Raw genomic sequence first — 20052 nt, 5'->3', positions numbered from 1 at the left:
TTCTTTTTGTGTAGAGCCGGTTTCGGTCTCTGCGAATCGACAACGATATGCTTATGGTGATCGCCCATGGCTCGGTACGTATTCATCACCGGAGGCGTGGTTTCCTCCCTTGGCAAAGGTCTGGCATCGGCTGCTCTCGGCGCCGTGCTGCAAGCGCGCGGCTACAAGGTCCGCCTGCGCAAGCTCGACCCCTATCTCAACGTGGATCCCGGCACGATGTCGCCGACCCAGCACGGCGAGGTCTTCGTCACCGATGACGGTGCGGAAACCGACCTCGACCTGGGCCACTACGAGCGCTTCACCGGCCGCGCCGCCAACAAGCGCGACAACATCACCTCGGGCCGCATCTATTCCGATCTGCTGGCCAAGGAGCGCAAGGGCGAGTTCCTCGGCGCCACTGTGCAGGTCATCCCGCACGTCACCGACTCGATCAAGAATTTCGTCCTCGAAGGCAACGAGGACTATGACTTCGTCCTCGTCGAAATCGGCGGCACCGTGGGCGACATCGAGGGCCTGCCGTTCTTCGAGGCCATCCGCCAGCTCGGCAACGAACTGCCGCGCAATCACGTCGCTTACCTCCACCTGACGCTGATGCCGTACATTCCCTCGGCCGGCGAATTGAAGACCAAGCCGACCCAGCACTCGGTCAAGGAGCTGCGGTCCATCGGCATCGCGCCGGACGTGCTGCTGGTGCGCTGCGACCGACCTATCCCGGAAGGCGAGAAGAAAAAGCTCAGCCTTTTCTGCAACGTGCGCGAAAGCGCCGTCATCCAGGGCCTCGACGTCGGCTCGATCTACGACGTGCCGATGGCCTACCACAATGAGGGCCTCGACCGTGAAATCCTCGCCGCGCTCGGCATTACCGACGCGCCCGAGCCTGATATGTCGGCCTGGAACGACGTCACGACCCGGTATCACAACCCCGAAGGCGAAGTGAACATTGCCATCGTAGGCAAATATACCGGTCTCAAGGATGCCTATAAGTCGCTTTCCGAAGCGCTCACCCATGGCGGCATTGCCAACAAGGTGAAGGTCAACCTGCAATGGATCGACTCGGAAGTGTTCGAGCGCGACGATCCGGCGCCGTATCTGGAACATGTCCATGGCATCCTCGTGCCCGGCGGTTTCGGCGAGCGCGGCTCGGCTGGCAAGATCGAGGCAGCCCGCTTTGCTCGCACCAAGGATGTGCCCTATTTTGGCATCTGCTTCGGCATGCAAATGGCCTGCATCGAGGCTGCCCGCAACACTGCCGGCATCAAGGCGGCATCATCCACCGAATTCGGCCCCACCAAGGAGCCGATCGTGGGCATGATGACCGAATGGGTGAAGGGTAACGAAAAGGAAGCCCGCTCCGCCGAAGGCGACCTGGGCGGCACGCTCCGCCTCGGCTCCTATCCGGCCCAGCTGACCCGCGGTTCGCGCGTCGCCGACATCTATGGTTCGACCCGCATCAACGAGCGCCATCGTCACCGCTATGAGGTGAACATGGACTATCGCAAGCGTCTCGAAGCCAATGGCCTTCTGTTCTCCGGAGTCTCGCCCGATGGCACGCTGCCCGAAATCGTCGAGCGCACCGACCACCCGTGGTTCATCGGCGTGCAGTTCCATCCTGAACTGAAGTCCAAGCCGTTCGAACCCCATCCGCTCTTCACCAGCTTCATCGCCGCCGCGATGGACCAGAGCCGGCTGGTCTGACTTCGCTTGGGCGGCGCCCGAAAGGGACTTGCCGCCCATCCGCAGCTCCGGCAATCTCCCGCAATCGCCGGAGATCCCGCAATGCACCGCATCATCGTCGCCGCGCTTCTGAGCCTCATGGTTTCGCCGGCCGTCGCCCAGCCCATGGACGATTTCGACTGCGTGTCCGATCTTGAAGGGCCGGATACGCCGGCTGGCACGATGCGGGTCAGCGGCGACAGCACATTCGCCTGGCTCGATCCGGCCACCGCCACGCCCGGCGAATTCTACTCCTTCGAGCTGTTCGACGAACGGGTCAATTTCGACCCCGCCTTCGCCGAACATATCGCCCCCGGGTCGCAGCTCATCGAAGCGTCCTACTTCCAGGATGCCGCGACTTTCGAAGCCGTGCTCTTCATCCCCGACAAGCCGGTCGTGCTGGTGTCCTGTTCCTATATTTTCTGAGGGCGCCCATGGCCGAGATCATCAACCTTCGCACCGCCCGCAAAGCCAAGGCCCGCACCGAAAAGGACGCGGCGGCCGAAGCCAATCGGCTGAAGTTTGGACGGACCAAGTCCGAAAAGCTCAAGGTCGAAGCCGAGAAAGCCAAGGCCAGCAAGCATCTCGACGGCCACAAGCGCGACGAATAGGGCACGTCGCCTGACTTTTGCGCGATGGATGGAAATTTCGGGCGGGTCGCGCGTTTGCAACACGCGTCATTCTTCCAGTCCCGGAGCGTCACTTGACGGGCCTAATCCTTACCCCCGGCAGCAACTGCATGGCCGTTGCCAATGCCGAGCATTTCTCCGTCATCGTCGACGCGGAAGATTATTTCCGTCACGCGCGCGCCGCTATGTTGATGGCCAAGCGGCGCATCACGCTGGTCGGCTGGGATTTCGACAGCCGGATCGATCTCCATGACACCGAAGACGATCCTGCTCCGTCTGAACTCGGCCGCTTCTTTCTGTGGCTGGTCGACCAGAACGCGGACCTCGAAATCTTCCTCCTGCAATGGCACTTCGGCCTGATCAACGTCGCCAAGCGCGGCACCACGCTGTTGCGCATGCTGCAATGGGCACGACACCCCCGCATTCATCTCAAATTCGACGGCGCCCATCCGCCCGCTGCCTCGCATCACCAGAAAATCATGCTGGTCGATGATGCGCTGGCCTTTGTCGGCGGCATCGATATGACCGGCGATCGCTGGGACACGCGCGAACACCGCCACAAGGACCCGCGCCGCCGCCGTCCGGTCACCCGGCGCCGCTACAAGCCCTGGCACGATGTCACCACGGCCTCCAGCGGCCCTGTGGTCGACACCATCGCCGAACTCGTGCGCGATCGCTGGACCATTGCGGGCGGCAAGCCGGACATGTCGCCCCTCAAAAGCAATGACAGCCTGTGGCCGGACACCTTGCCCGTGCAGTTCGAGAAGGTCGCGCTGGGCGTGGCGCGCAGCGCGCCACCCCTCGACGATCGCCCGGCCGTGCTGGAGATCGAGCGCCTGTGGCTGGATCAGATCGCGGCCGCACAGCGCTTCCTTTATATCGAAAGCCAGTATTTCGCCTCGCGCGCCATTGTCAGCGCTTTGGCCAAGCGGTTGGGCGAGGCGGGTGGTCCGGAAATCGTCGTGGTCAATCCGGAGGGCGCCCAGGGATGGCTCGAGCCCATCGCCATGGATACGGCGCGCGCGCGTCTCTATGCCTGGCTCAAGCGTGCCGACAAGCATGATCGCTTCCGCCTGTTCCACCCGTCGCGCGCGGCTTCATTGGCCGGTTTGCAAGTCGGCGCAAATGAGCACCGGGACCGTTGAAGCCCTGCGGCAGCGCCTGCTGGACAGAACCGAGAAACAGCCTCGCCTCAGCGTGGGGGATATCGTCGACGAGTTGAGCTCACGGGGCAGGGGACCATTCTTCCTCGTTCCCGCTCTGGTCGAACTCACGCCAATCGGCAGCATTCCCGGCGTGCCGACCGTCATCGCGCTGTTGCTTGCCGTGTTCGCCGTGCAAGTCCTTGCCGGCCGCAAGACCATGTGGCTTCCCGGCTTCGTCCGCAAATGGTCAATGGCGTCGGACAAGGTTTCAACCGCGCTGGAAAAGCTCGAAAAGGTGGCCGGCCGGATGGACCGCATGTTTCACGACCGCTGGCCCATCCTCGTCTACGAACCGTTCCAGCGCGCTGCGGCGGCTGTGGTCCTGCTGCTCTGCCTGGCCGTGCCTTTCCTCGAAATCGTGCCCTTTGCCAGTTCGGTGCCGATGCTCTGCATCGCTGCGCTCGGCCTTGCCATGCTCGTGCATGACGGGCGCGTCATGGCGGGCGCGGCTTTGGCACTGCTGCTCGGTGGTGCGCTGGGGCTTTATTGGGCGCTGCGGGCCTGAACGTCGTCGCCCGGGTCGACAGCCGCTATTATCTCCCCAAGCAGCGCATGCAGCGCATCGCGATGGCCATTGCCTGCCGAGGGGGCATTCTCGTCGGAGGTCATCACCACGGTCAGCTCAAGCGCCGGCACGATATAGAGCATCTGTCCGCCATAGCCCCAGGCATAGCGCACCTCCTCGCCACCGATATTGCGCAGGAACCAGCCATAGCCATAGCCGTCGCCGGTAAAACGGGAATTGGTGCGGCTGGTCCAGCTCTCGTCGATCCAGTCTTGCGACAGGAGCCTTGTGCCGTCAGCCGCCAGTCCGCCCGTGCGGAACACTTCGCCAAAAGCCAGCAGGCTCTTCGGACTCATCGCCATCTGGTTGCCGCCCAGATATATGCCCTGCGGATCCTGCTCCCAGTCGGTGATGTCGAAATCCTCCACCGGCGCGAACCATTCCTCCGCGAGGTCGAGCGAAGAGTCTCCGCCCGCCTCGGTCAGGATGGCCGAGAGCAGATGCGTCGAGCCGGTCGAATAAAGCATGCGCCCACCCGGATCGGTCTCGAAGGGCTGCGACAGCGCCGAGCGCACCCAGTTGCGGCTCGCCACCCAGCGCCCATAGTTTGGGCCCGATGTCGGGGCCAGGCCAGCCTGCATCGACAGCAATTGCCCGACCGTCACCTCGTCCAGCCGCGGATCGGGGTCATCCGGAAACTCGCCGCCGAGAAAGTCCGCGATCTTCTGGTCCGCGCTCTCGATCAGTCCGCGCTCGATGGCCATGCCCACCAGGGCCGACACGACGGTTTTCGAGGCGGACTTGATATTGGTCGGATCGTCCACATCGGACCCGTGATAGCCGCGCTCGGCAAAGAGATTTCCATCGACCGAGACCAGCACGGTCTCGAGCGGTTCGAGCGCCTCCGCGCGGTCAAGGATTGGAGCGAGGTCGGCCTCCTGCGCCAGGACGGAGCCGGGCAGGAGCAGGAGCGTGGCGGCGAGGAGCATAGGTCTGTTCATGGCTCCCAAGCTACTCTTCCGATTGCGACAAATACTTGGCGATGTTGGTCTACTTTACCCACGCTTGCGTGAACCAGCAGGTCAGGCCCGCTCCGCCATGAACCGCGCCCGGTACTCGCTCGGGCTGATACCCAGCCTCTGCCGGAAGTGGTGTCGCAGGGTATGGGCGCTGCCGAAGCCCACCGCCATTGCGACATCCTCCATCGCCGGATCCCCCAGCATCAGCAGCCGCTTGGCTTCCTCCAGCCGCTCGTCGGCCAGCCAGTCGCCCGGCGATTGTCCGGTCGCTTCGGCAAAGCGGCGCACGAAGGTCCTCGGGCTCATTCCCATGGTTTTGGCCATGCGGCTGATGGGCCAGTCTTCGCCAAGATGCGCCCGCACGGCGTCCAGCAGCGGACCGATTCCAGCGCTTTCACGCATGGCAACGGGCCGCTCGAGGAATTGCGCCTGGCCGCCAGCCCGGTGCGCGGCCATGACCAGCCTTCGCGCAACCGAATTGGCGGCCGCCGGCCCGAAATCCTGCCGCACCATCTCGATCATCAGGTCGATGCCGGCGGCGCTGCCGGCAGAGGTGGAGATGCGATTGTGCTGCCGATAAAGCGACGCGTCGTCGACCGCGATTTTGGGAAAGCGCTCGCGCAGCTTTTCCGCATAGCGCCAATGGGTGGTCGCCGCGCCGCCATCGAGCAGGCCCGTGGCTGCCAGGACAAAGGCGCCCGAGCAGATCGAGGCCAGTCGCGCACCACGGGCATGAGCCGCGCGGAGGCGTGTCAGCAGCGCCTCTGGCACCGGGCTATCCGCACCCCGCCATCCGGGCACGACGATGACGTCGGCCTCGTCGATTATCTCCGGCCCGTGGTCGGCCATGACCGAAAAGCCGCCATGCGCCCGCATTGGCCCGTCATCGACCGCGCTGCTGGCGAACCGATACCAGTTCGTTCCCATTTCCGGGCGTGCAAGCCCGAAGATTTCGGCGGTGATACCGAATTCGAAGGTGCAGAGCCCGTCATAGAGCAGCGCGACGACAAAGGGACCGGCGTTTGGCATGATCTTTACGTATATTGTCATTCGCGCCAATTGCAAGCGCGGGGCGGAACGGCGGAAATGGCAGGGCAAGGAGAACACACATGCCAACCAGCGTCACGAGTATACCCGCCGCCCCAAGCGCCTTGGCGCGCGAGCATTTCGCCGCCGAGTTCACTTTTGAGACCGATTGCTGGGATGTCCACGACGCCCTCGACAAGGGGCCGGATTTCGTCCTGCTCGACGTGCGCGGTCCTGCCCAGTTTGCCGCCGGTCACGTGCCGGGCGCGATAAACCTGCCGCATGGCAAGATTGTTCGTTCCAAGATGGAGCAGTACCCCGCCGACACACTCTTCGTGACCTATTGCGCTGGTCCCCACTGCAACGGCGCCGCTCGCGGCGCACTGCGCCTCGCCGAACTCGGCCGGCCGGTGAAGATCATGGCCGGCGGGATCACCGGTTGGGTGGACGAGGGTTTTGAACTGGCGAAGGTCGACGGCTTGTGACCAGCAACTGTCGCCAAGCCATTGCAGCGGATCTGGACCGGCTGCTTGAGCTGATCCAGGATCACGCCAGGTACGAGCAGGGCACGGCGACGATACAACCGCATGCGCTGCTGGAACTGCTCACCAGCACTCATCCACCCAGTCATATCATCGTCGTCGAGGAGGCGCATGCCCTCCTCGGTTACGCCGCGCTGACGCGAGACTACAGCCTGTGGTCGGGCCAGTGGTTCGCCCATCTCGATTGCCTGTTTGTCGCCGCACATTACCGTGGGCAAGGACTGGGCAAGGCTCTTATGTCTGCCGCGGCCAATCATGCCGACCGATGGGGTGTACAGCGACTGGAATGGCAGACACCGGCCTGGAACCACGGCGCGATCGCGTTTTACGAAGGGCTTGGCGCCACCCGGATGGACAAGGCACGTTTTGCCTGGTCCGTAGCGTGAGGGTTACCAATCCACCTGGCACACCGCGCCATCCGGCCCGAACTGCATGCTCTCCGGCGTGTATTGGAAGATCTCGATCTTGACCCCGCTTGGATCGGCCAGCCAGCACTGCCAGGTGTGGTCGACGCCCAGTTTCTTGTCGGTCACGGCGACGCCCGTGCCGCGCACATGCGCCATGAAGGCGTCGATATCGCCGGTCTCGAAGCAGATGTGGTTGATCTGGTTGCTTTCTTCGAAGCGACTCTCGCCCTTGCGGAAGACCTCCACAAAAGTGCGATTGCCGAAATCGAGATAGAAGCCGATGCGCTCCTCGCCCCGCTTGAAGTCGAACTTCGGCGCCACGCCCAGCACATCGCGGTAGAAGGCCTCCACGGCATCGAGGTCGCGGGCAAAGATGCAGGTATGGGCCACCTGGCTGATCAGGGATGCGGTCACGTCTTTCTCCTCCTGTCGTGGAGCGACAGGTTAGGGCAGGGCGCCCGCGCTGGCCATATCCCCGGTTTAACGTCGGCTTATCCTTTGCGCGCGACCTTCCCCATGTCGCCACGCTCTCCTGAGTCGAGATGTTCGCCCGGACCAAAGCTTCGCCTGTTCTCGTCCTGGCCGCTGTCCTGCTCATGGCCGGCCTTGTCCAGTTTCCATTCTCGCTCAACCACGACGCTGCCTGGCACTTCTATACGGCGACACGGGTGCTCGCCGGCGATCGCATCGGCGTGGACATTGCCGATATCAACCCGCCCATGGCCATGTGGCTGTTTTCCCTGCCGGGACTGCTTGTCACACAGTTCGCCGCCCCACCGGCCATCGTTTTTCGCGCATTCACCCTGCTGGTGGCGCTGGTTGCCTTTGCGGCCAGCCTACGCTCGATGCAGGATATGCTCGGCGAGCGGGGAAGGGGCGTCCTCATTGCCATCCTTGGCGCCTTTCTGCTGCTGCCGGCCTATGATTTCGGCCAGCGCGAACACCTGGCGGCCTTTCTCCTGTTGCCCTACGCCTGCCTTGCGGCCCTGCCCGACGAGCGGGCGAGACCCTCGGTCTGGCGCCTGCTGTTCATTGGCGCACTCGCCGGCATCGGGGTCTGCTTCAAACCCTATTTCCTCGCCATACCCCTTGCGGTCGAACTCTGGCGGATGATCGACACGCGCGATTGGAAGAGTTTCCTGCGGGTTGAAATCCTGGTCATGGTCGCGGTGGGCGTCCTCTACCTCGCCGCCGTCGCGCTGTTCGCACCCGGCTACCTGTTCGGGGTGGTACCCGATGCCCTCAAGACCTATTCCGGCTACGAGCGATCTTTCCTCGCGGTCGCGCTGGAAGTGGGTTCGGCGCTTCTCCTCCCCATGATCGCCTTCCTATTGGCGCTGATCGCCAATCCGCGTTGCCACCGGCTGAGCGTCGCCTTCCTGGCCGTCGCGTTTGGGTTCCTGGTCGCCGCCCTCGTGCAGCAAAAGGGCTGGGCCTATCAGACCATGCCGGCATCGCTCTATGTCATTGCTGCCGCCACTGTGCAGGCCGCGCAGGCGACGCGCTTTCGCCTGCTCACCGCTGCCGCCATCGCCTTTGCCTGCCTGTTCCCGGTCGTCTTAAATCTCCGCGACCACCTATCACCCGGCGGCACCAGCGACCGCGTGGCCCGGCTCGAAACCGTGTTTGCCGACCCCGATGTCGAAACCGTCTACGCGTTCATGACCTCGCCCCGCGACATGCACCCGGCCGTGTTGTCCGCACGGCGGCAATGGGCCGATGCCTATGGCGTCATGATGTTCCTGCCCGCGCATCTGGCGGCCCTGGCAGCGCCGCCCGGAGATGCACGAGCCATTGAGGCCATCAGCATATCCGAGGCCTATCTTGCCGGCATGCTTGCGCGGTTCGAAGCCGCGCCGCCGGATGTCCTCGCCTTCGACATGAACCCCTCCAAGCTCGGCATAGCCAACGCGATCGGCTTTGACTACTTCACCTTCCTCGCCACCTATCCCGGCTTCGATGCACTGCTCGCGCGCTATGACGAAGTTGCCCCGGTAGGCCGCTTTCGCCTTTTCAAGCGGCGTCCGGGGGCCTGATCGGCCGCCACACTGCCGATTTTTCGCGTTCCCCCTCTTTTCACTGTCACACGGCGCGTCTAGACAGGCTGCCGACAGCCAGCGCATCGGCATGCGCATAAGCCGACGCGACCTAACAGCCAGCACCGGGAAGGGCATTCATGTCTTCAATCATCCACGTCAACGGCCGCCAGATCTATGACAGCCGCGGTAACCCGACCGTCGAAGTCGATGTGGTGCTCGACGATGGCAGCTTCGGCCGCGCTGCCGTGCCCTCGGGTGCGTCCACTGGCGCCCACGAAGCCGTGGAACTGCGCGATGGCGGCAAGCTCTACAACGGCAAGGGCGTGACCCAGGCCGTCGAGAACGTCAACAACATCATCGCCGATGAACTGCTGGGCATGGACGCGCTCGATCAGCTCGCCATCGACCAGGCCATGATCGAGCTCGACGGCACGCCCAACAAGGGCAAGCTCGGCGCCAACGCCATTCTCGGCGTCTCGCTGGCGGTGGCCAAGGCTGCCGCCGAGTCGAGCGAACTGCCCTTCTACCGCTATATCGGCGGACCCAACGCCCATGTTCTGCCCGTGCCGATGATGAACATCATCAATGGCGGCGAGCATGCCGACAACCCGATCGACATGCAGGAATTCATGATCCTGCCCGCCGGCGCCAAGTCTATCGCCGACGCCGTCCGCATCGGTTCGGAAATCTTCCACACCCTCAAGAAGGGTCTGTCGGCCGAAGGCCACAACACCAATGTCGGCGACGAAGGCGGCTTCGCGCCCAACCTGAAATCGGCCGATGATGCCCTCGGCTTCATCATGCGCTCGATCGAAAAGGCCGGCTACCAGCCGGGCGAGGATGTGTTCCTCGGCCTCGATTGCGCCGCCACCGAATATTACAAGAACGGCAAGTACGAGATGGTCGGTGAGGGCAAGTCGCTCTCCTCCGACGAAAACGTGCGCTTCCTCGAGGACCTCGCTACCCGTTACCCGATCATCACCATCGAAGACGGCATGGCCGAGGATGACTGGGATGGCTGGAAGGCGCTGACCGATGCCATCGGCAAGAAGGTGCAGCTCGTGGGCGACGATCTCTTCGTCACCAATACCAAGCGCCTTGTCTCGGGCATCAAGATGGGCGTCGCCAACTCGATCTTGGTCAAGGTCAACCAGATCGGCTCTCTGTCGGAAACCCTCGACGCCGTCGATACCGCGCACCGCGCCAGCTACACATCGGTCATGTCGCACCGTTCGGGCGAAACCGAGGATTCGACCATTGCTGACCTCGCCGTGGCGCTCAACTGCGGTCAGATCAAGACCGGCTCGCTGTCGCGGTCCGACCGCATGGCCAAGTACAACCAGCTCATCCGCATCGAGGAGCAGCTCGGCGGCTCGGCCAGGTATGCTGGCTACTCGGTGGTCAAGGGCCGCTGATCGGTCGCACGACGCAAACAAAAGGCCCGGCGGAAACGCCGGGCCTTTTCATTGTGCAGGTTCAGGTTAGTGCTTCAGCGCGTCGCGGGCCTTGTCCTTGACCTCGCCGACCTTCTGCTGGACCTTGCCAGTCGCCTTGTCGGCCTTGCCTTCAGCCTGCAGCCGCTCGTTGCCGGTCAGGCCGCCGGCGGCATCTTTCAGCGCACCCTTGACCTGCTTGCCAACGCCTTTTGCTTCGTCCTTGTGCATTTGCAGCTCCTGTTGATTGCTGCAGGAACAACGAGGCTGTAGGCAAGCCGTTCCGTCACTTGGCGTTTACTGGAAGGCCGTCTCGGCAAAGCTCCTGAGTTTTCGCGAATGCAGCCGCTCGGCCGGCTGGTCGCGCAGGATTTCCATGGCCCGCAACCCCACCTGCAGGTGCCGGTTGACCTGCGTGCGATAAAAGTCCGAGGCCATGCCCGGCAGCTTCAGCTCGCCATGCAGCGGCTTGTCGGACACGCAGAGGAGCGTCCCATAGGGCACCCGGAAGCGGAAGCCATTGGCCGCAATCGTCGCGCTTTCCATGTCCAGCGCCACGGCGCGGGACTGGCTCAGTTGCCTTGTGATCGCCGTCTGGTCCCACAGTTCCCAATTGCGGTTGTCGAAGGTCGCGACCGTACCGGTCCGCATGATCTTCTTGGTCTCGATGCCCTCGGTCTGGGTGACCTCCTCCACTGCCTGCTCGAGCGCCACCTGCACTTCGGCCAGTGCCGGGATGGGCACGGAGAGCGGCAGGTCGGCGTCCAGCACATGGTCCTCGCGCACATAGGCATGGGCCAGCACATAGTCGCCCAGTTCCTGCGAATTCCGCAGGCCCGCGCAGTGCCCCAGCATGATCCAGGCATGGGGCCGCAGCACGGCGATATGGTCGGTAATGGTCTTGGCGTTGGAGGGACCCACGCCGATATTGACCATGGTGATGCCTTTGCCGCGCTCGGCCACCAGGTGATAAGCCGGCATCTGCGGCGTGCGCACCGGCGTTGTCCCCGAAACCCCGCCGCCGCGCAGCATGTTGTCGGTCACCACGTTTCCGGGCTCGACGAAGCTCTGATAGACCTCGTGGCTGCCCTTGAGGTGATCCTTGGCAATGCGGCAGAACTCGTCGATGTAGAACTGGTAGTTCGTGAAGATCACGAAGTTCTGGAAATGCTCGGCATCGGTGCCGGTGTAATGGGCCAGCCGGAACAGCGAATAGTCCACCCGCGGCGCCGTGAAGGCCGAGAGCGGGTAGGGGCCGCCGCGCGGCGGCACATAGGTGCCATTGGCGATTTCATCATCGGTATTGCCAAGGTCCGGCGCGTCGAACAGGTCGCGCAGCGGAATGTCCAGCGCGTTGAGCGTCGAGCCATCGACATGCTGGCGCAGCCCGAGGGCATAATGCAGCGGGATTGGCGTTTCGGACTCGCCCACGTCGATCGTGCCGCCATGGTTCTTGAGAATGACCGCGAACTGCTCCTGCAGATAGCCCTTGAACAGGTCCGGCGCCGTCACCGTGGTCCGATAGAGGCCGGGCGTATGCAGGTAGCCGTAGGGCAGGGTGCTTTCATGCTTGGAATAGCTGGTCGAACGCACCTCCACCTGCGGATAAAAGGCGCGCACGCGGCCGGTCGGCACGTCGCCACGGCTGAGGCCTTCGAGATGGTCGCGGATGAAATTGCAGTTGCGATGGTAGATCTGGGCGATGTGCGCCCATGCCGCTTTCGGGTCGGTGAACGATTGCGTTTCGAGGCGCGGCGGGCTGAGTAGCGTCATTCTTCCCCCTTGGATACCGCCCGCGGATCGGGTGGCAGGATGCTGGAATCGTCTTTTGTCTGCCCGCCAATATAGGCCGCGTGTGACGGCTTCTCAACGCGACCCCACCTGCCGCAGCAATATTCACACTTCGGTGAGCGGCTCTTTTCTCGCCGCAATTGTCACCCATCTTCCTCATCAGTTCATCGGATACGCAAACGACCCATGCAACCGATGAGCGGGTAGTGATTTGCCGTATGTCCCCCAAGCCCTCAACAGCGCGGTGGATCACGTCCCCCCAGATCGCCTCACTGCTTTCGAGCGGTGGGGCGATCCGTTTTTTGGGGCTTTGTTACTGTTCAGGACATTTGGCGGCCATGTGTGCATAGGCGAATTCTGCCAGTTCCCGCAGCACGCCCATGTCGATGTCAGCCAGTTTCTTGACGTAAAGGCACGATTTGCCGGCTTTGTGCTTGCCCAGCCGAGCCAGCAACGCATCCTGCTCCGCCTGGGCCGCGCCATCATAGGCCACCAGCGTATAGAGGCTGATGTCGCCCTTGCGCGGTGCAAAGCCGATCCGCAACGCATCGCCTTCATGCCCCGAGGCGTACTTGTAGTGATACTGCCCGAAGCCGATCATGGTGCCCCAGAGCACGGGCTGGTGCCCCGAAACCTCTGACAGCATGGTCACCAACACCTGCGAATCGGCCCGTTTCACCGGGTCTTCAACCTGGGCGAGGAATTCATCCACGTCGCCTGTATTGGGCTTGGTCTTCTGCTCGGCCATGACCTATCCCCTCCAGTAATCGACGATGGTCTCCGGATTGACCTCGCCGTCATAGCTGGCGTCGATGTCGTATTGCTGCAGCGTGAACTCACCATCGGCGAATACCCACCAGCCTGATGAGGCGGCGTCGCCGATGCCCCGCCAGAGCGAATGCGATGTGATGGTCAGCGAGTCCTCGTCGAACACGGAGTTGACGAGGAAATTGCTCGTGCCCATCCCGGTCATCGTCAGGCTTTCCAGCGGACCGTCGAGGCCGTCATCCTCTTCATATTTGGCTTCATAGGTCGGCATGGCAAAGGTCAGTGGCAGGAGCCCGTTGGATTCGGTCAGGATGTAGAAGGCGTGGTTGGCATTGTAGGCGCCCGACATGCACCACACGCGGAACAGCGTTACCTCTTCCGGCTCGCCCTCCGGGTCCCAGCTTGGCTGGTAGGAAAAGGTCCAACTGTTGAACCGCTCTTCCTCGTCCATCAGGAACCCGTCGGGCTCACACCAGTCGCCGCCCGCCAACGCATGGAGCTTCATCACCCGCTTTTCGAGCGAGGCCTCCTGGGCCAGGGCGGCAGGGGCGGAAAGGGCTATCAGCGGCAGCCAAAGCAATGGACGGATCATCGAGCATCCCTTATGTCGAAGCCAAATGCGCCGGACCTCCTCCCGCGCAGCGCCATTCAAGCAGATCGGGGCCGATATGACCGCAAAAATCATCGACGGAAAACGCTTTGCCGAAGATCTGCGGGGCCGCATCGCCGGCCATGTCGCGCGCCTCAAGGCCGAGCATGACATCACCCCTGGCCTTGCCGTGGTCATCGTGGGCGAAGACCCGGCCAGCCAGGTCTATGTGTCCTCCAAGGCCAAGCAGACCGCCGAAGTCGGCATGAACTCCTACAAGTACGAGCTGCCGGCCGACGTGACCGAGGTTGAACTGCTCGAACTGATCCGCCGCCTCAACGAGGACAAGGCCGTGCACGGCATTCTGGTGCAGATGCCGGTGCCCAAGCATATCGACCCCAACAAGGTCATCGAGGCCATCGACCCGGCCAAGGATGTCGACTGCTTCACCCCCGCAAATGTCGGCAAGGTGCAGATCGGACTGCCGGGCCCGGTCTCCTGCACGCCGCTCGGCTGCCTCATGCTGCTGCGCGACGAACTCGGCAGCCTCGAAGGCATGCATGCCGTCATCATCGGCCGCTCCAATCTCGTGGGCAAGCCGATGATGCAACTGCTGCTGCGCGACAACTGTACGGTCACTGTCGCCCATTCGCGCACCAAGGACCTGGCCGCTGTCGTGCGTCAGGCCGATATCGTCGTTGCCGCCGTGGGCCGCCCGCAGATGATCAAGGGTGACTGGATCAAGCCGGGCGCCGTGGTCATCGACGTGGGTATCAATCGCATCGACGCGCCAGAGCGCGGCGAAGGCAAGACGCGTCTGGTCGGCGACGTCGATACTGCGGCAGCGTCGGAAGTCGCTGGCGCCATCACCCCGGTTCCGGGGGGCGTCGGCCCGATGACCATTGCCTGCCTCCTGGCCAATACCATCACCACCGCCTCGCTGATCAACGGCCTCACCCCGCCGAGCGACCTGACCGCATGAGCGATCTTTTCGGACAGGAGCCGGAAGCACACGATCCGGGCGGCAAGGTGCGCCTGCGCCTTGGTGCCGGCGTCAAGGGCGACGCCGTCATGAGCGCTGATGGCCGCTATCGCCAGGTGATGCGCCGCTGGCTCGGCGACACTTTTCCGGCGGACTACATCCTCTTCATCGGCATGAACCCCTCCACGGCCGACGCGACGGTGGACGATCCGACCTGCGCCCGCGAATGGACCTTTGCCCGCCGCGAAGGCTTTTCGGCCATGGTGAAGTGCAATGTCGGCGACTATCGCGCCACCGACCCGAAAATGCTGATTGCCCCTGGGGTCGTCGCCGTCTCGCCTGCCAACATCCCCGCCATCCGCGAAGCGGCGCGCGGGGCAGGGCGGGTCGTGCTCTGCCATGGCAAGCTCAACAAGGCCCTGGCCCCCGCGGGACGGGAGCTGGTTGAAGCCCTCAAGGCCGACGGCATCGATCTCTGGTGCTTCGGGACCAATGCCGATGGGTCCCCGAAGCATCCGCTGTATCTCAGGGCGGATACGCAATTGGTGCGGTTCTAATAATACTCAGCTAACACGGAGTCATTCCGGCGAAGGCCGGAATCCACGCGCAGGACTAACCACACTCACTCAACCTGCGGAGATACCCGGACATGGATCCCGGCCTTCGCCGGGATGACGGCGTGGGTGTTGCAGCCTCTGAGCCAAAATGATTGGCTCGGAAAATGCCACGGACCTACATCGTCTACATTTTGGCCAGCATGAAGAACGGCACACTCTACACAGGAGTGACGGGCAATCCCTTTGGCCGCATGTGGCAACACAAGAACAAGGTCCACCCGAACAGTTTCACCGCGCGCCATGATATACAGCGCCTAGTGTGGTACGAAATGCACGACAATCCGGTGTCTGCCATTCAGCGCGAAAAGCACATCAAGGATTGGAAGCGCGACTGGAAGAAACGCCTGATCGAAGAGATGAACCCGACCTGGCGCGATCTTTCAAACGACTGGGGTCTCTAGGTTATCCCCAATCCATCCCCCCACCGAGTCATTCTGGCGAAGGCCGGAATCCATGCACCAGCGTAAGCACAAGTCTGGTGTCTTGGAGGGTCACCTCGCCAGAAGCTACCCTACGAGATAAAACATCCGCGCCACTGTATGATCCCGCAGGGCCTGCGCCGGGAGCTTGCCGGTGAGCGCCGCGACCACCTGGTCCTTGTCAGCCACGGCACTGGCATCGACCACCACCCGGGAAAAAGCCGGCCGCATCTCGCGCCGATGCTCCTCCAGGAGATTGTAAAGCAGCGCCCGCACGTCAGTCCGGGCCGCACAGGCGACACAGGTGTCGCCATCCGCATGCCCATGCCCCGAATTGGCTTTGAGCCGGATCAGCGCCGTATCGCCATCCAGCGGCACGAGCGTGCCGGGTTCGGTGACGAGGGTCACGGGGATAGGGTTCATGCGGGACATTGTCTTCCTTTCACCCTCCCCCTTGAGGGGAGGGCACCGGCGCCAAGCCCCTTAGCCCATAGCAGAGGTAGGGAGGGGGTGTTCGATGCGTCACCGCCGCTGCGGCAAGCACCCCCTCTCCGCCTCGGCTTCGCCGAGCCACCTCTCCCCGATGGGGAGAAATCACTCCGCCGCAACCGCATTCGGGATGTAGTTGAGGATCGGCGCGAGCCAGCGCTCGACCTCCTCGACCGCCATGCCCTTGCGCTGAGCGTAGTCGTGCACCTGGTCGCGCTCCACCTTGGCAACGCCGAAATAGTAGGCGTCCGGATGGCTGAAATAGAGCCCCGAGACCGACGAGCCCGGCCACATGGCATAGCTCTCGGTCAGTTCCACGCCCACCGTGTTCTCCGCATCGAGCAGGCGGAACAGCGTGGTTTTTTCCGTGTGATCCGGCTGGGCCGGATAGCCCGGCGCCGGGCGGATGCCCTGGTAGGTTTCGAGGATGATTTCGTCGGGCGTCAGCGTCTCGTCGGCGGCATAGCCCCAGAGCTCGCGGCGCACCTTCATGTGCATGAATTCGGCCAGCGTCTCGGCATAGCGATCGGCCAATGCCTTGACGAGGATCGACGAATAATCGTCATTGGCCCGCTCGAAGCGCTCGGCAATGGCGACTTCGCCAAGGCCCGCCGTCACCACGAAGCCGCCGAGATAATCAGGCTTGCCGATGCCCTCGGGCGCGACGAAGTCGCTCAGCGCCATGTTCGGCTTGCCGTCGCGCTTCGTAAGCTGCTGGCGCAGGGTGAAGAAGGTTGCCAGCTCCTCGGAACGGCTCTCGTCGGTATAAAGGCGCACGTCATCGCCAACCGCATTGGCCGGCCAGAAGCCCACCACCGCTTTGGGCGCGAACCACTTCTCGTCGATGATCTGCTGGAGCATCTTCTGGGCGTCGGCCCACAGCGCCCTTGCGGCTTCACCCTGCTTCTCGTCTTCGAGAATGGCCGGGTAGCGGCCCTTGAGTTCCCAGGTCTGGAAGAAGGGCGTCCAATCGATATATTGGGCGAGTTCCGCGAGGTCGAATTCCTCGAACACCCGCGTGCCGAAAAAGCTCGGCCTGGTCGGCGTGAAACCCGCCCAGTCCGGCTTGAACGCATTGGCGCGCGCGGCTTCGAGCGGCAGGCGCCGCTTCTCCGCTTCCGCCCGCTCATGCGCCGCGGCCGCCTTGGCGTAATCGGCCCGAACCTGTTCGATAAAGGTTACCTTTGTCTCGTCCGAAAGGAGGTTCGAGACCACGCCCACGGCGCGGCTGGCGTCGTTGACATGCACGGCCTGGCCACGGGCATAGCGTGGATGGATCTTTACCGCCGTATGGACGCGGCTGGTCGTCGCCCCGCCAATCAGCAGCGGAATATCGAAACCCTCACGCTCCATTTCTGCCGCGACATGCACCATTTCGTCGAGCGACGGGGTGATGAGGCCGGACAGTCCGATGACGTCGACATTTTCCGCCCGCGCCGTCTCGAGGATCTTCTGCGTCGGCACCATGACGCCGAGGTCGATGATCTCATAATTGTTGCAGGCCAGGACGACGCCAACGATGTTCTTGCCGATATCGTGCACGTCGCCCTTAACGGTCGCCATCAGCACCTTGCCGGCGCTCTGTCGTCCCGAGGCCTCGCCATTGGCCTGCTTCTCGGCCTCCATGAAGGGCAGGAGATAGGCCACGGCCTGCTTCATCACGCGGGCCGATTTCACCACCTGCGGCAAAAACATCTTGCCCGAGCCGAAGAGGTCGCCGACCACATTCATGCCCGCCATCAGCGGCCCTTCGATCACATGCAGCGGCCGGTCGTAGGTCTGGCGGGCCTCCTCCGTGTCGGCCTCGATGAATTCGGTAATGCCGTTGACCAGCGCATGCGAGATGCGCTCGCCCACCGGCAGTTCGCGCCACCGCGTGTCCTTTGCCTTGGCTTCGCCGCCGGCCTGGCCCTTGTAGCGCTCGGCCAGTTCCAGCATGCGGTCGGTCGCATCGGGCCGCCGGTTGAGGATCACATCCTCGCACGCGTCGCGCAGCTCCCGGTCGATGCTCTCATAGACCGCCAACTGCCCGGCATTGACGATGCCCATGTCCATGCCGTTCTGGATGGCATAGTAGAGGAACACGGCGTGCATGGCCTCGCGCACCGGCTCATTGCCGCGGAACGAGAAGCTGAGGTTCGAGATGCCGCCCGAAATGTGCACATGCGGCAGGCTGTCGGTGATTTCCTTCGTCGCCTCGATGAAGTCGACGCCGTAATTGTTGTGCTCCTCGATGCCCGTCGCCACGGCGAACACATTGGGATCGAAGATAATGTCTTCGGCAGGGAAGCCGACCTCTTCGACGAGGATCTTGTAGGCCCGCGCGCAGATTTCCACCTTGCGCGCCTTGGTGTCGGCCTGGCCGGTCTCATCGAAGGCCATCACCACCACGGCCGCGCCATATGCCCTCACCAGCTTTGCATGGTGGATGAACTGCTCCTCGCCTTCCTTGAGCGAGATCGAGTTCACCAGCGCCTTGCCCTGCACGCATTTGAGGCCAGCCTCGATCACGTCCCACTTGGACGAGTCGATCATCACAGGCACCTTGGCAATGTCGGGTTCGGCCGCCAGCAAGTTGAGGAACTCGATCATCACCTGCTTGCTGTCGATCAGGCCCTCATCCATGTTGATATCGATGACCTGGGCGCCATTGGCCACCTGGTCGCGGGCCACATCGAGCGCCGCGGTATAGTCACCAGCCGTGATCAGCTTCCTGAACCGCGCCGAGCCGGTGACATTGGTCCGCTCGCCGATATTGACGAAGGGGATGTCGCTGGTCAGCGTAAAGGGCTCGAGCCCGGCCAGCCGCAGGAGCTTGTCGGCATTGGGTACCTTGCGCGGCGCGAACCGTGCCGCCGTCTCGGCGATGGCGCGGATATGGTCGGGCGTCGAACCACAGCACCCGCCCACGATGTTCAGCAGGCCGGCACTGGCGAAGGCCTCGAGCTGGCTCGCCATCTGCTCGGGCGTTTCGTCATAGGCGCCCATTTCATTGGGCAGGCCGGCATTGGGATAGGCGCAGATGAACGTGTCGGCTACCCCGGAAAGCTCGGCGATATGGTCGCGCATCAGGTCCGCACCGAGCGCGCAGTTGAGCCCGATGGTCAGCGGCCGCGCATGGCGCACCGAATACCAGAATGCCGTCGGCGTCTGGCCGCTCAGCGTACGGCCCGAAAGGTCGGTGATCGTGCCCGAAATCATGATCGGCACGTCGATGCCGCGCTCTTCGAACAGGCGCTGCGCCGCAAAGATGCCGGCCTTGGTGTTGAGCGTGTCGGTGATGGTCTCGAACAGCAGCAGATCCGCGCCGGCATCCACCAGCCCGCGGATCGCCTCGCCATAGGCGGTCACCAGCTCGTCGAAGGTGATGGCGCGATGCCCAGGGCTGTTGACGTCGGTCGACATGGACGAGGTCTTGTTGGTCGGCCCGAGGGCGCCCGCGACAAAACGCCGGCGGCCATCCTCCGCCTCGGCCCGCAGCGCAGCCCGCCGCGCCACCACCACGCCCTGGAAGTTGATGTCATAGACGGCTTCCTCGCAGGCATAGTCGGCCTGGGCCACCGAAGTTGCCGAGAAGGTGTTGGTCTCGACGATATCGGCACCCGCCATGAAATAGGCGTAGTGGATATCCTCGATCATCTTGGGCTCGGTGATGACCAGGAGGTCGTTGTTGCCCTTGAGCGGATGGCTCCAGTCGAGGAACCGCGTGCCGCGGAAATTCTCTTCGGTCAGGCCCAGCCGCTGGATCATCGTCCCCATGGCACCGTCGAGCACCAGGATACGGTCGGCCATCGCGGCGCTGAGCGCGGCGCGCACCTCGTTCCAGTCGGGCAGGGCAGGGTGATCGGTGCTGGGGGAGGGGCTCATCGCCATCCTCGC

General features: G+C 63.3%; 21 protein-coding genes. 12 read left to right on the top strand and 9 right to left on the bottom strand.

Features of this window, described 5'->3' with window-relative positions:
- The first annotated feature begins 66 nt into the window (after positions 1–66).
- From pyrG to JEQ47_RS06655, 5 genes are all read left to right on the top strand, one after another.
- The gene (pyrG, locus tag JEQ47_RS06675; protein ID WP_198875567.1) at positions 67–1695 is read left to right on the top strand and encodes a CTP synthase; all 1629 of its coding nucleotides are present in this window, start codon (positions 67–69) and stop codon (positions 1693–1695) included.
- Between the two features lie 81 nt (positions 1696–1776).
- Positions 1777–2139 (top strand): hypothetical protein, encoded by a 363-nt coding sequence (locus JEQ47_RS06670; RefSeq protein WP_198875566.1) that lies wholly within the window; start codon positions 1777–1779, stop codon positions 2137–2139.
- An 8-nt stretch (positions 2140–2147) separates the two neighbouring features.
- Positions 2148–2324 (top strand): DUF4169 family protein, encoded by a 177-nt coding sequence (locus JEQ47_RS06665; RefSeq protein ID WP_198875565.1) that lies wholly within the window; start codon positions 2148–2150, stop codon positions 2322–2324.
- Between the two features lie 92 nt (positions 2325–2416).
- On the top strand, positions 2417–3487 hold the full coding sequence (locus tag JEQ47_RS06660) for a phospholipase D-like domain-containing protein (RefSeq protein WP_198875564.1): 1071 nt from the start codon (positions 2417–2419) through the stop codon (positions 3485–3487).
- Complete coding sequence (locus JEQ47_RS06655) at positions 3468–4052, top strand: exopolysaccharide biosynthesis protein (RefSeq protein ID WP_198875563.1); 585 nt, start codon at positions 3468–3470, stop codon at positions 4050–4052. Before JEQ47_RS06660 ends, JEQ47_RS06655 begins: the two co-directional genes overlap by 20 nt.
- Here the strand turns inward: JEQ47_RS06655 and JEQ47_RS06650 are convergent.
- Both JEQ47_RS06650 and ftrA read right to left on the bottom strand, forming a co-directional pair.
- Positions 4031–5053: a serine hydrolase domain-containing protein gene (locus JEQ47_RS06650; RefSeq protein WP_198875562.1), complete on the bottom strand. Its 1023-nt coding sequence runs from the start codon at positions 5051–5053 to the stop codon at positions 4031–4033. The two genes, JEQ47_RS06655 and JEQ47_RS06650, sit on opposite strands and share 22 nt — an antisense overlap.
- Before the next feature lie 81 nt (positions 5054–5134).
- Positions 5135–6121 carry a transcriptional regulator FtrA gene (gene ftrA / locus JEQ47_RS06645; protein WP_198875561.1) on the bottom strand — a complete coding sequence of 329 codons (987 nt, stop codon included), beginning with the start codon at positions 6119–6121 and terminating at the stop codon, positions 5135–5137.
- A gap of 59 nt (positions 6122–6180) precedes the next feature.
- On the opposite strand from ftrA, the gene JEQ47_RS06640 reads away from it, so the two are divergent.
- Positions 6181–6582: a rhodanese-like domain-containing protein gene (locus JEQ47_RS06640; protein ID WP_198875560.1), complete on the top strand. Its 402-nt coding sequence runs from the start codon at positions 6181–6183 to the stop codon at positions 6580–6582.
- Positions 6579–7025, top strand: a complete 447-nt coding sequence (locus tag JEQ47_RS06635; RefSeq protein ID WP_198875559.1) for a GNAT family N-acetyltransferase — start codon at positions 6579–6581, stop codon at positions 7023–7025. The genes JEQ47_RS06640 and JEQ47_RS06635 overlap by 4 nt, the downstream gene beginning before the upstream one ends.
- A 3-nt stretch (positions 7026–7028) precedes the next feature.
- Here JEQ47_RS06635 and JEQ47_RS06630 read toward each other — a convergent pair whose 3' ends face one another.
- Positions 7029–7460, bottom strand: a complete 432-nt coding sequence (locus JEQ47_RS06630) for a VOC family protein (protein ID WP_328768372.1) — start codon at positions 7458–7460, stop codon at positions 7029–7031.
- Between the two features lie 128 nt (positions 7461–7588).
- Between JEQ47_RS06630 and JEQ47_RS06625 the strand changes: the two genes are divergently transcribed.
- Both JEQ47_RS06625 and eno read left to right on the top strand, forming a co-directional pair.
- The gene (locus tag JEQ47_RS06625) at positions 7589–9082 is read left to right on the top strand and encodes a hypothetical protein (protein ID WP_198875558.1); all 1494 of its coding nucleotides are present in this window, start codon (positions 7589–7591) and stop codon (positions 9080–9082) included.
- Positions 9083–9222: 140 nt separating this feature from the next.
- Positions 9223–10500: a phosphopyruvate hydratase gene (gene eno, locus JEQ47_RS06620; RefSeq protein WP_198875557.1), complete on the top strand. Its 1278-nt coding sequence runs from the start codon at positions 9223–9225 to the stop codon at positions 10498–10500.
- Positions 10501–10566: 66 nt separating this feature from the next.
- On the opposite strand, the gene JEQ47_RS06615 is transcribed toward eno, so the two are convergent.
- The 4 genes from JEQ47_RS06615 to JEQ47_RS06600 form a co-directional block, all read right to left on the bottom strand.
- Positions 10567–10749 carry a CsbD family protein gene (locus JEQ47_RS06615; protein WP_198875556.1) on the bottom strand — a complete coding sequence of 61 codons (183 nt, stop codon included), beginning with the start codon at positions 10747–10749 and terminating at the stop codon, positions 10567–10569.
- Between the two features lie 66 nt (positions 10750–10815).
- Positions 10816–12291 (bottom strand): AMP nucleosidase, encoded by a 1476-nt coding sequence (locus JEQ47_RS06610; RefSeq protein ID WP_198875555.1) that lies wholly within the window; start codon positions 12289–12291, stop codon positions 10816–10818.
- Between the two features lie 331 nt (positions 12292–12622).
- Complete coding sequence (locus JEQ47_RS06605) at positions 12623–13057, bottom strand: DUF1801 domain-containing protein (protein WP_198875554.1); 435 nt, start codon at positions 13055–13057, stop codon at positions 12623–12625.
- A 3-nt stretch (positions 13058–13060) separates the two neighbouring features.
- Positions 13061–13669 (bottom strand): DUF1176 domain-containing protein, encoded by a 609-nt coding sequence (locus tag JEQ47_RS06600; RefSeq protein ID WP_198875553.1) that lies wholly within the window; start codon positions 13667–13669, stop codon positions 13061–13063.
- 76 nt (positions 13670–13745) lie between these two features.
- On the opposite strand from JEQ47_RS06600, the gene folD reads away from it, so the two are divergent.
- The 3 genes from folD to JEQ47_RS06585 all read left to right on the top strand — a co-directional run bounded on the left by folD (position 13746) and on the right by JEQ47_RS06585 (position 15666).
- The gene (gene folD / locus JEQ47_RS06595) at positions 13746–14648 is read left to right on the top strand and encodes a bifunctional methylenetetrahydrofolate dehydrogenase/methenyltetrahydrofolate cyclohydrolase FolD (protein WP_198875552.1); all 903 of its coding nucleotides are present in this window, start codon (positions 13746–13748) and stop codon (positions 14646–14648) included.
- Positions 14645–15205, top strand: coding sequence for a DUF1643 domain-containing protein (locus JEQ47_RS06590; RefSeq protein ID WP_198875551.1), 561 nt, complete (start codon positions 14645–14647; stop codon positions 15203–15205). Before folD ends, JEQ47_RS06590 begins: the two co-directional genes overlap by 4 nt.
- A gap of 164 nt (positions 15206–15369) precedes the next feature.
- Complete coding sequence (locus JEQ47_RS06585; protein ID WP_198875550.1) at positions 15370–15666, top strand: GIY-YIG nuclease family protein; 297 nt, start codon at positions 15370–15372, stop codon at positions 15664–15666.
- Between the two features lie 105 nt (positions 15667–15771).
- On the opposite strand, the gene JEQ47_RS06580 is transcribed toward JEQ47_RS06585, so the two are convergent.
- Both JEQ47_RS06580 and metH read right to left on the bottom strand, forming a co-directional pair.
- On the bottom strand, positions 15772–16107 hold the full coding sequence (locus JEQ47_RS06580; RefSeq protein ID WP_198875549.1) for a hypothetical protein: 336 nt from the start codon (positions 16105–16107) through the stop codon (positions 15772–15774).
- A 171-nt stretch (positions 16108–16278) separates the two neighbouring features.
- A complete protein-coding gene (gene metH, locus JEQ47_RS06575; protein WP_198875548.1) occupies positions 16279–20046 on the bottom strand; it encodes a methionine synthase in 3768 nt (1255 codons plus the stop codon).
- Between the last annotated feature and the right edge of the window lie 6 nt (positions 20047–20052).

It is taken from the genome of Devosia sediminis (assembly GCF_016411825.1).
Lineage (GTDB): Bacteria > Pseudomonadota > Alphaproteobacteria > Rhizobiales > Devosiaceae > Devosia > Devosia sediminis.
The sequence above is the reverse complement of the archived record's forward strand: the minus strand, read 5'-3'. Positions and strand labels throughout refer to the sequence as shown.

Coding starts and splice junctions, on each gene's coding strand:
- pyrG (WP_198875567.1), top strand. CDS start 67: ATGGCTCGGTACGTATTCATCACCGGAGGCGTGGTTTCCTCCCTTGGC.
- JEQ47_RS06670 (WP_198875566.1), top strand. CDS start 1,777: ATGCACCGCATCATCGTCGCCGCGCTTCTGAGCCTCATGGTTTCGCCG.
- JEQ47_RS06665 (WP_198875565.1), top strand. CDS start 2,148: ATGGCCGAGATCATCAACCTTCGCACCGCCCGCAAAGCCAAGGCCCGC.
- JEQ47_RS06655 (WP_198875563.1), top strand. CDS start 3,468: ATGAGCACCGGGACCGTTGAAGCCCTGCGGCAGCGCCTGCTGGACAGA.
- JEQ47_RS06650 (WP_198875562.1), bottom strand. CDS start 5,053: ATGAACAGACCTATGCTCCTCGCCGCCACGCTCCTGCTCCTGCCCGGC.
- ftrA (WP_198875561.1), bottom strand. CDS start 6,121: ATGACAATATACGTAAAGATCATGCCAAACGCCGGTCCCTTTGTCGTC.
- JEQ47_RS06640 (WP_198875560.1), top strand. CDS start 6,181: ATGCCAACCAGCGTCACGAGTATACCCGCCGCCCCAAGCGCCTTGGCG.
- JEQ47_RS06625 (WP_198875558.1), top strand. CDS start 7,589: ATGTTCGCCCGGACCAAAGCTTCGCCTGTTCTCGTCCTGGCCGCTGTC.
- eno (WP_198875557.1), top strand. CDS start 9,223: ATGTCTTCAATCATCCACGTCAACGGCCGCCAGATCTATGACAGCCGC.
- JEQ47_RS06615 (WP_198875556.1), bottom strand. CDS start 10,749: ATGCACAAGGACGAAGCAAAAGGCGTTGGCAAGCAGGTCAAGGGTGCG.
- JEQ47_RS06610 (WP_198875555.1), bottom strand. CDS start 12,291: ATGACGCTACTCAGCCCGCCGCGCCTCGAAACGCAATCGTTCACCGAC.
- JEQ47_RS06605 (WP_198875554.1), bottom strand. CDS start 13,057: ATGGCCGAGCAGAAGACCAAGCCCAATACAGGCGACGTGGATGAATTC.
- JEQ47_RS06600 (WP_198875553.1), bottom strand. CDS start 13,669: ATGATCCGTCCATTGCTTTGGCTGCCGCTGATAGCCCTTTCCGCCCCT.
- folD (WP_198875552.1), top strand. CDS start 13,746: ATGACCGCAAAAATCATCGACGGAAAACGCTTTGCCGAAGATCTGCGG.
- JEQ47_RS06590 (WP_198875551.1), top strand. CDS start 14,645: ATGAGCGATCTTTTCGGACAGGAGCCGGAAGCACACGATCCGGGCGGC.
- JEQ47_RS06585 (WP_198875550.1), top strand. CDS start 15,370: ATGCCACGGACCTACATCGTCTACATTTTGGCCAGCATGAAGAACGGC.
- JEQ47_RS06580 (WP_198875549.1), bottom strand. CDS start 16,107: ATGAACCCTATCCCCGTGACCCTCGTCACCGAACCCGGCACGCTCGTG.
- metH (WP_198875548.1), bottom strand. CDS start 20,046: ATGGCGATGAGCCCCTCCCCCAGCACCGATCACCCTGCCCTGCCCGAC.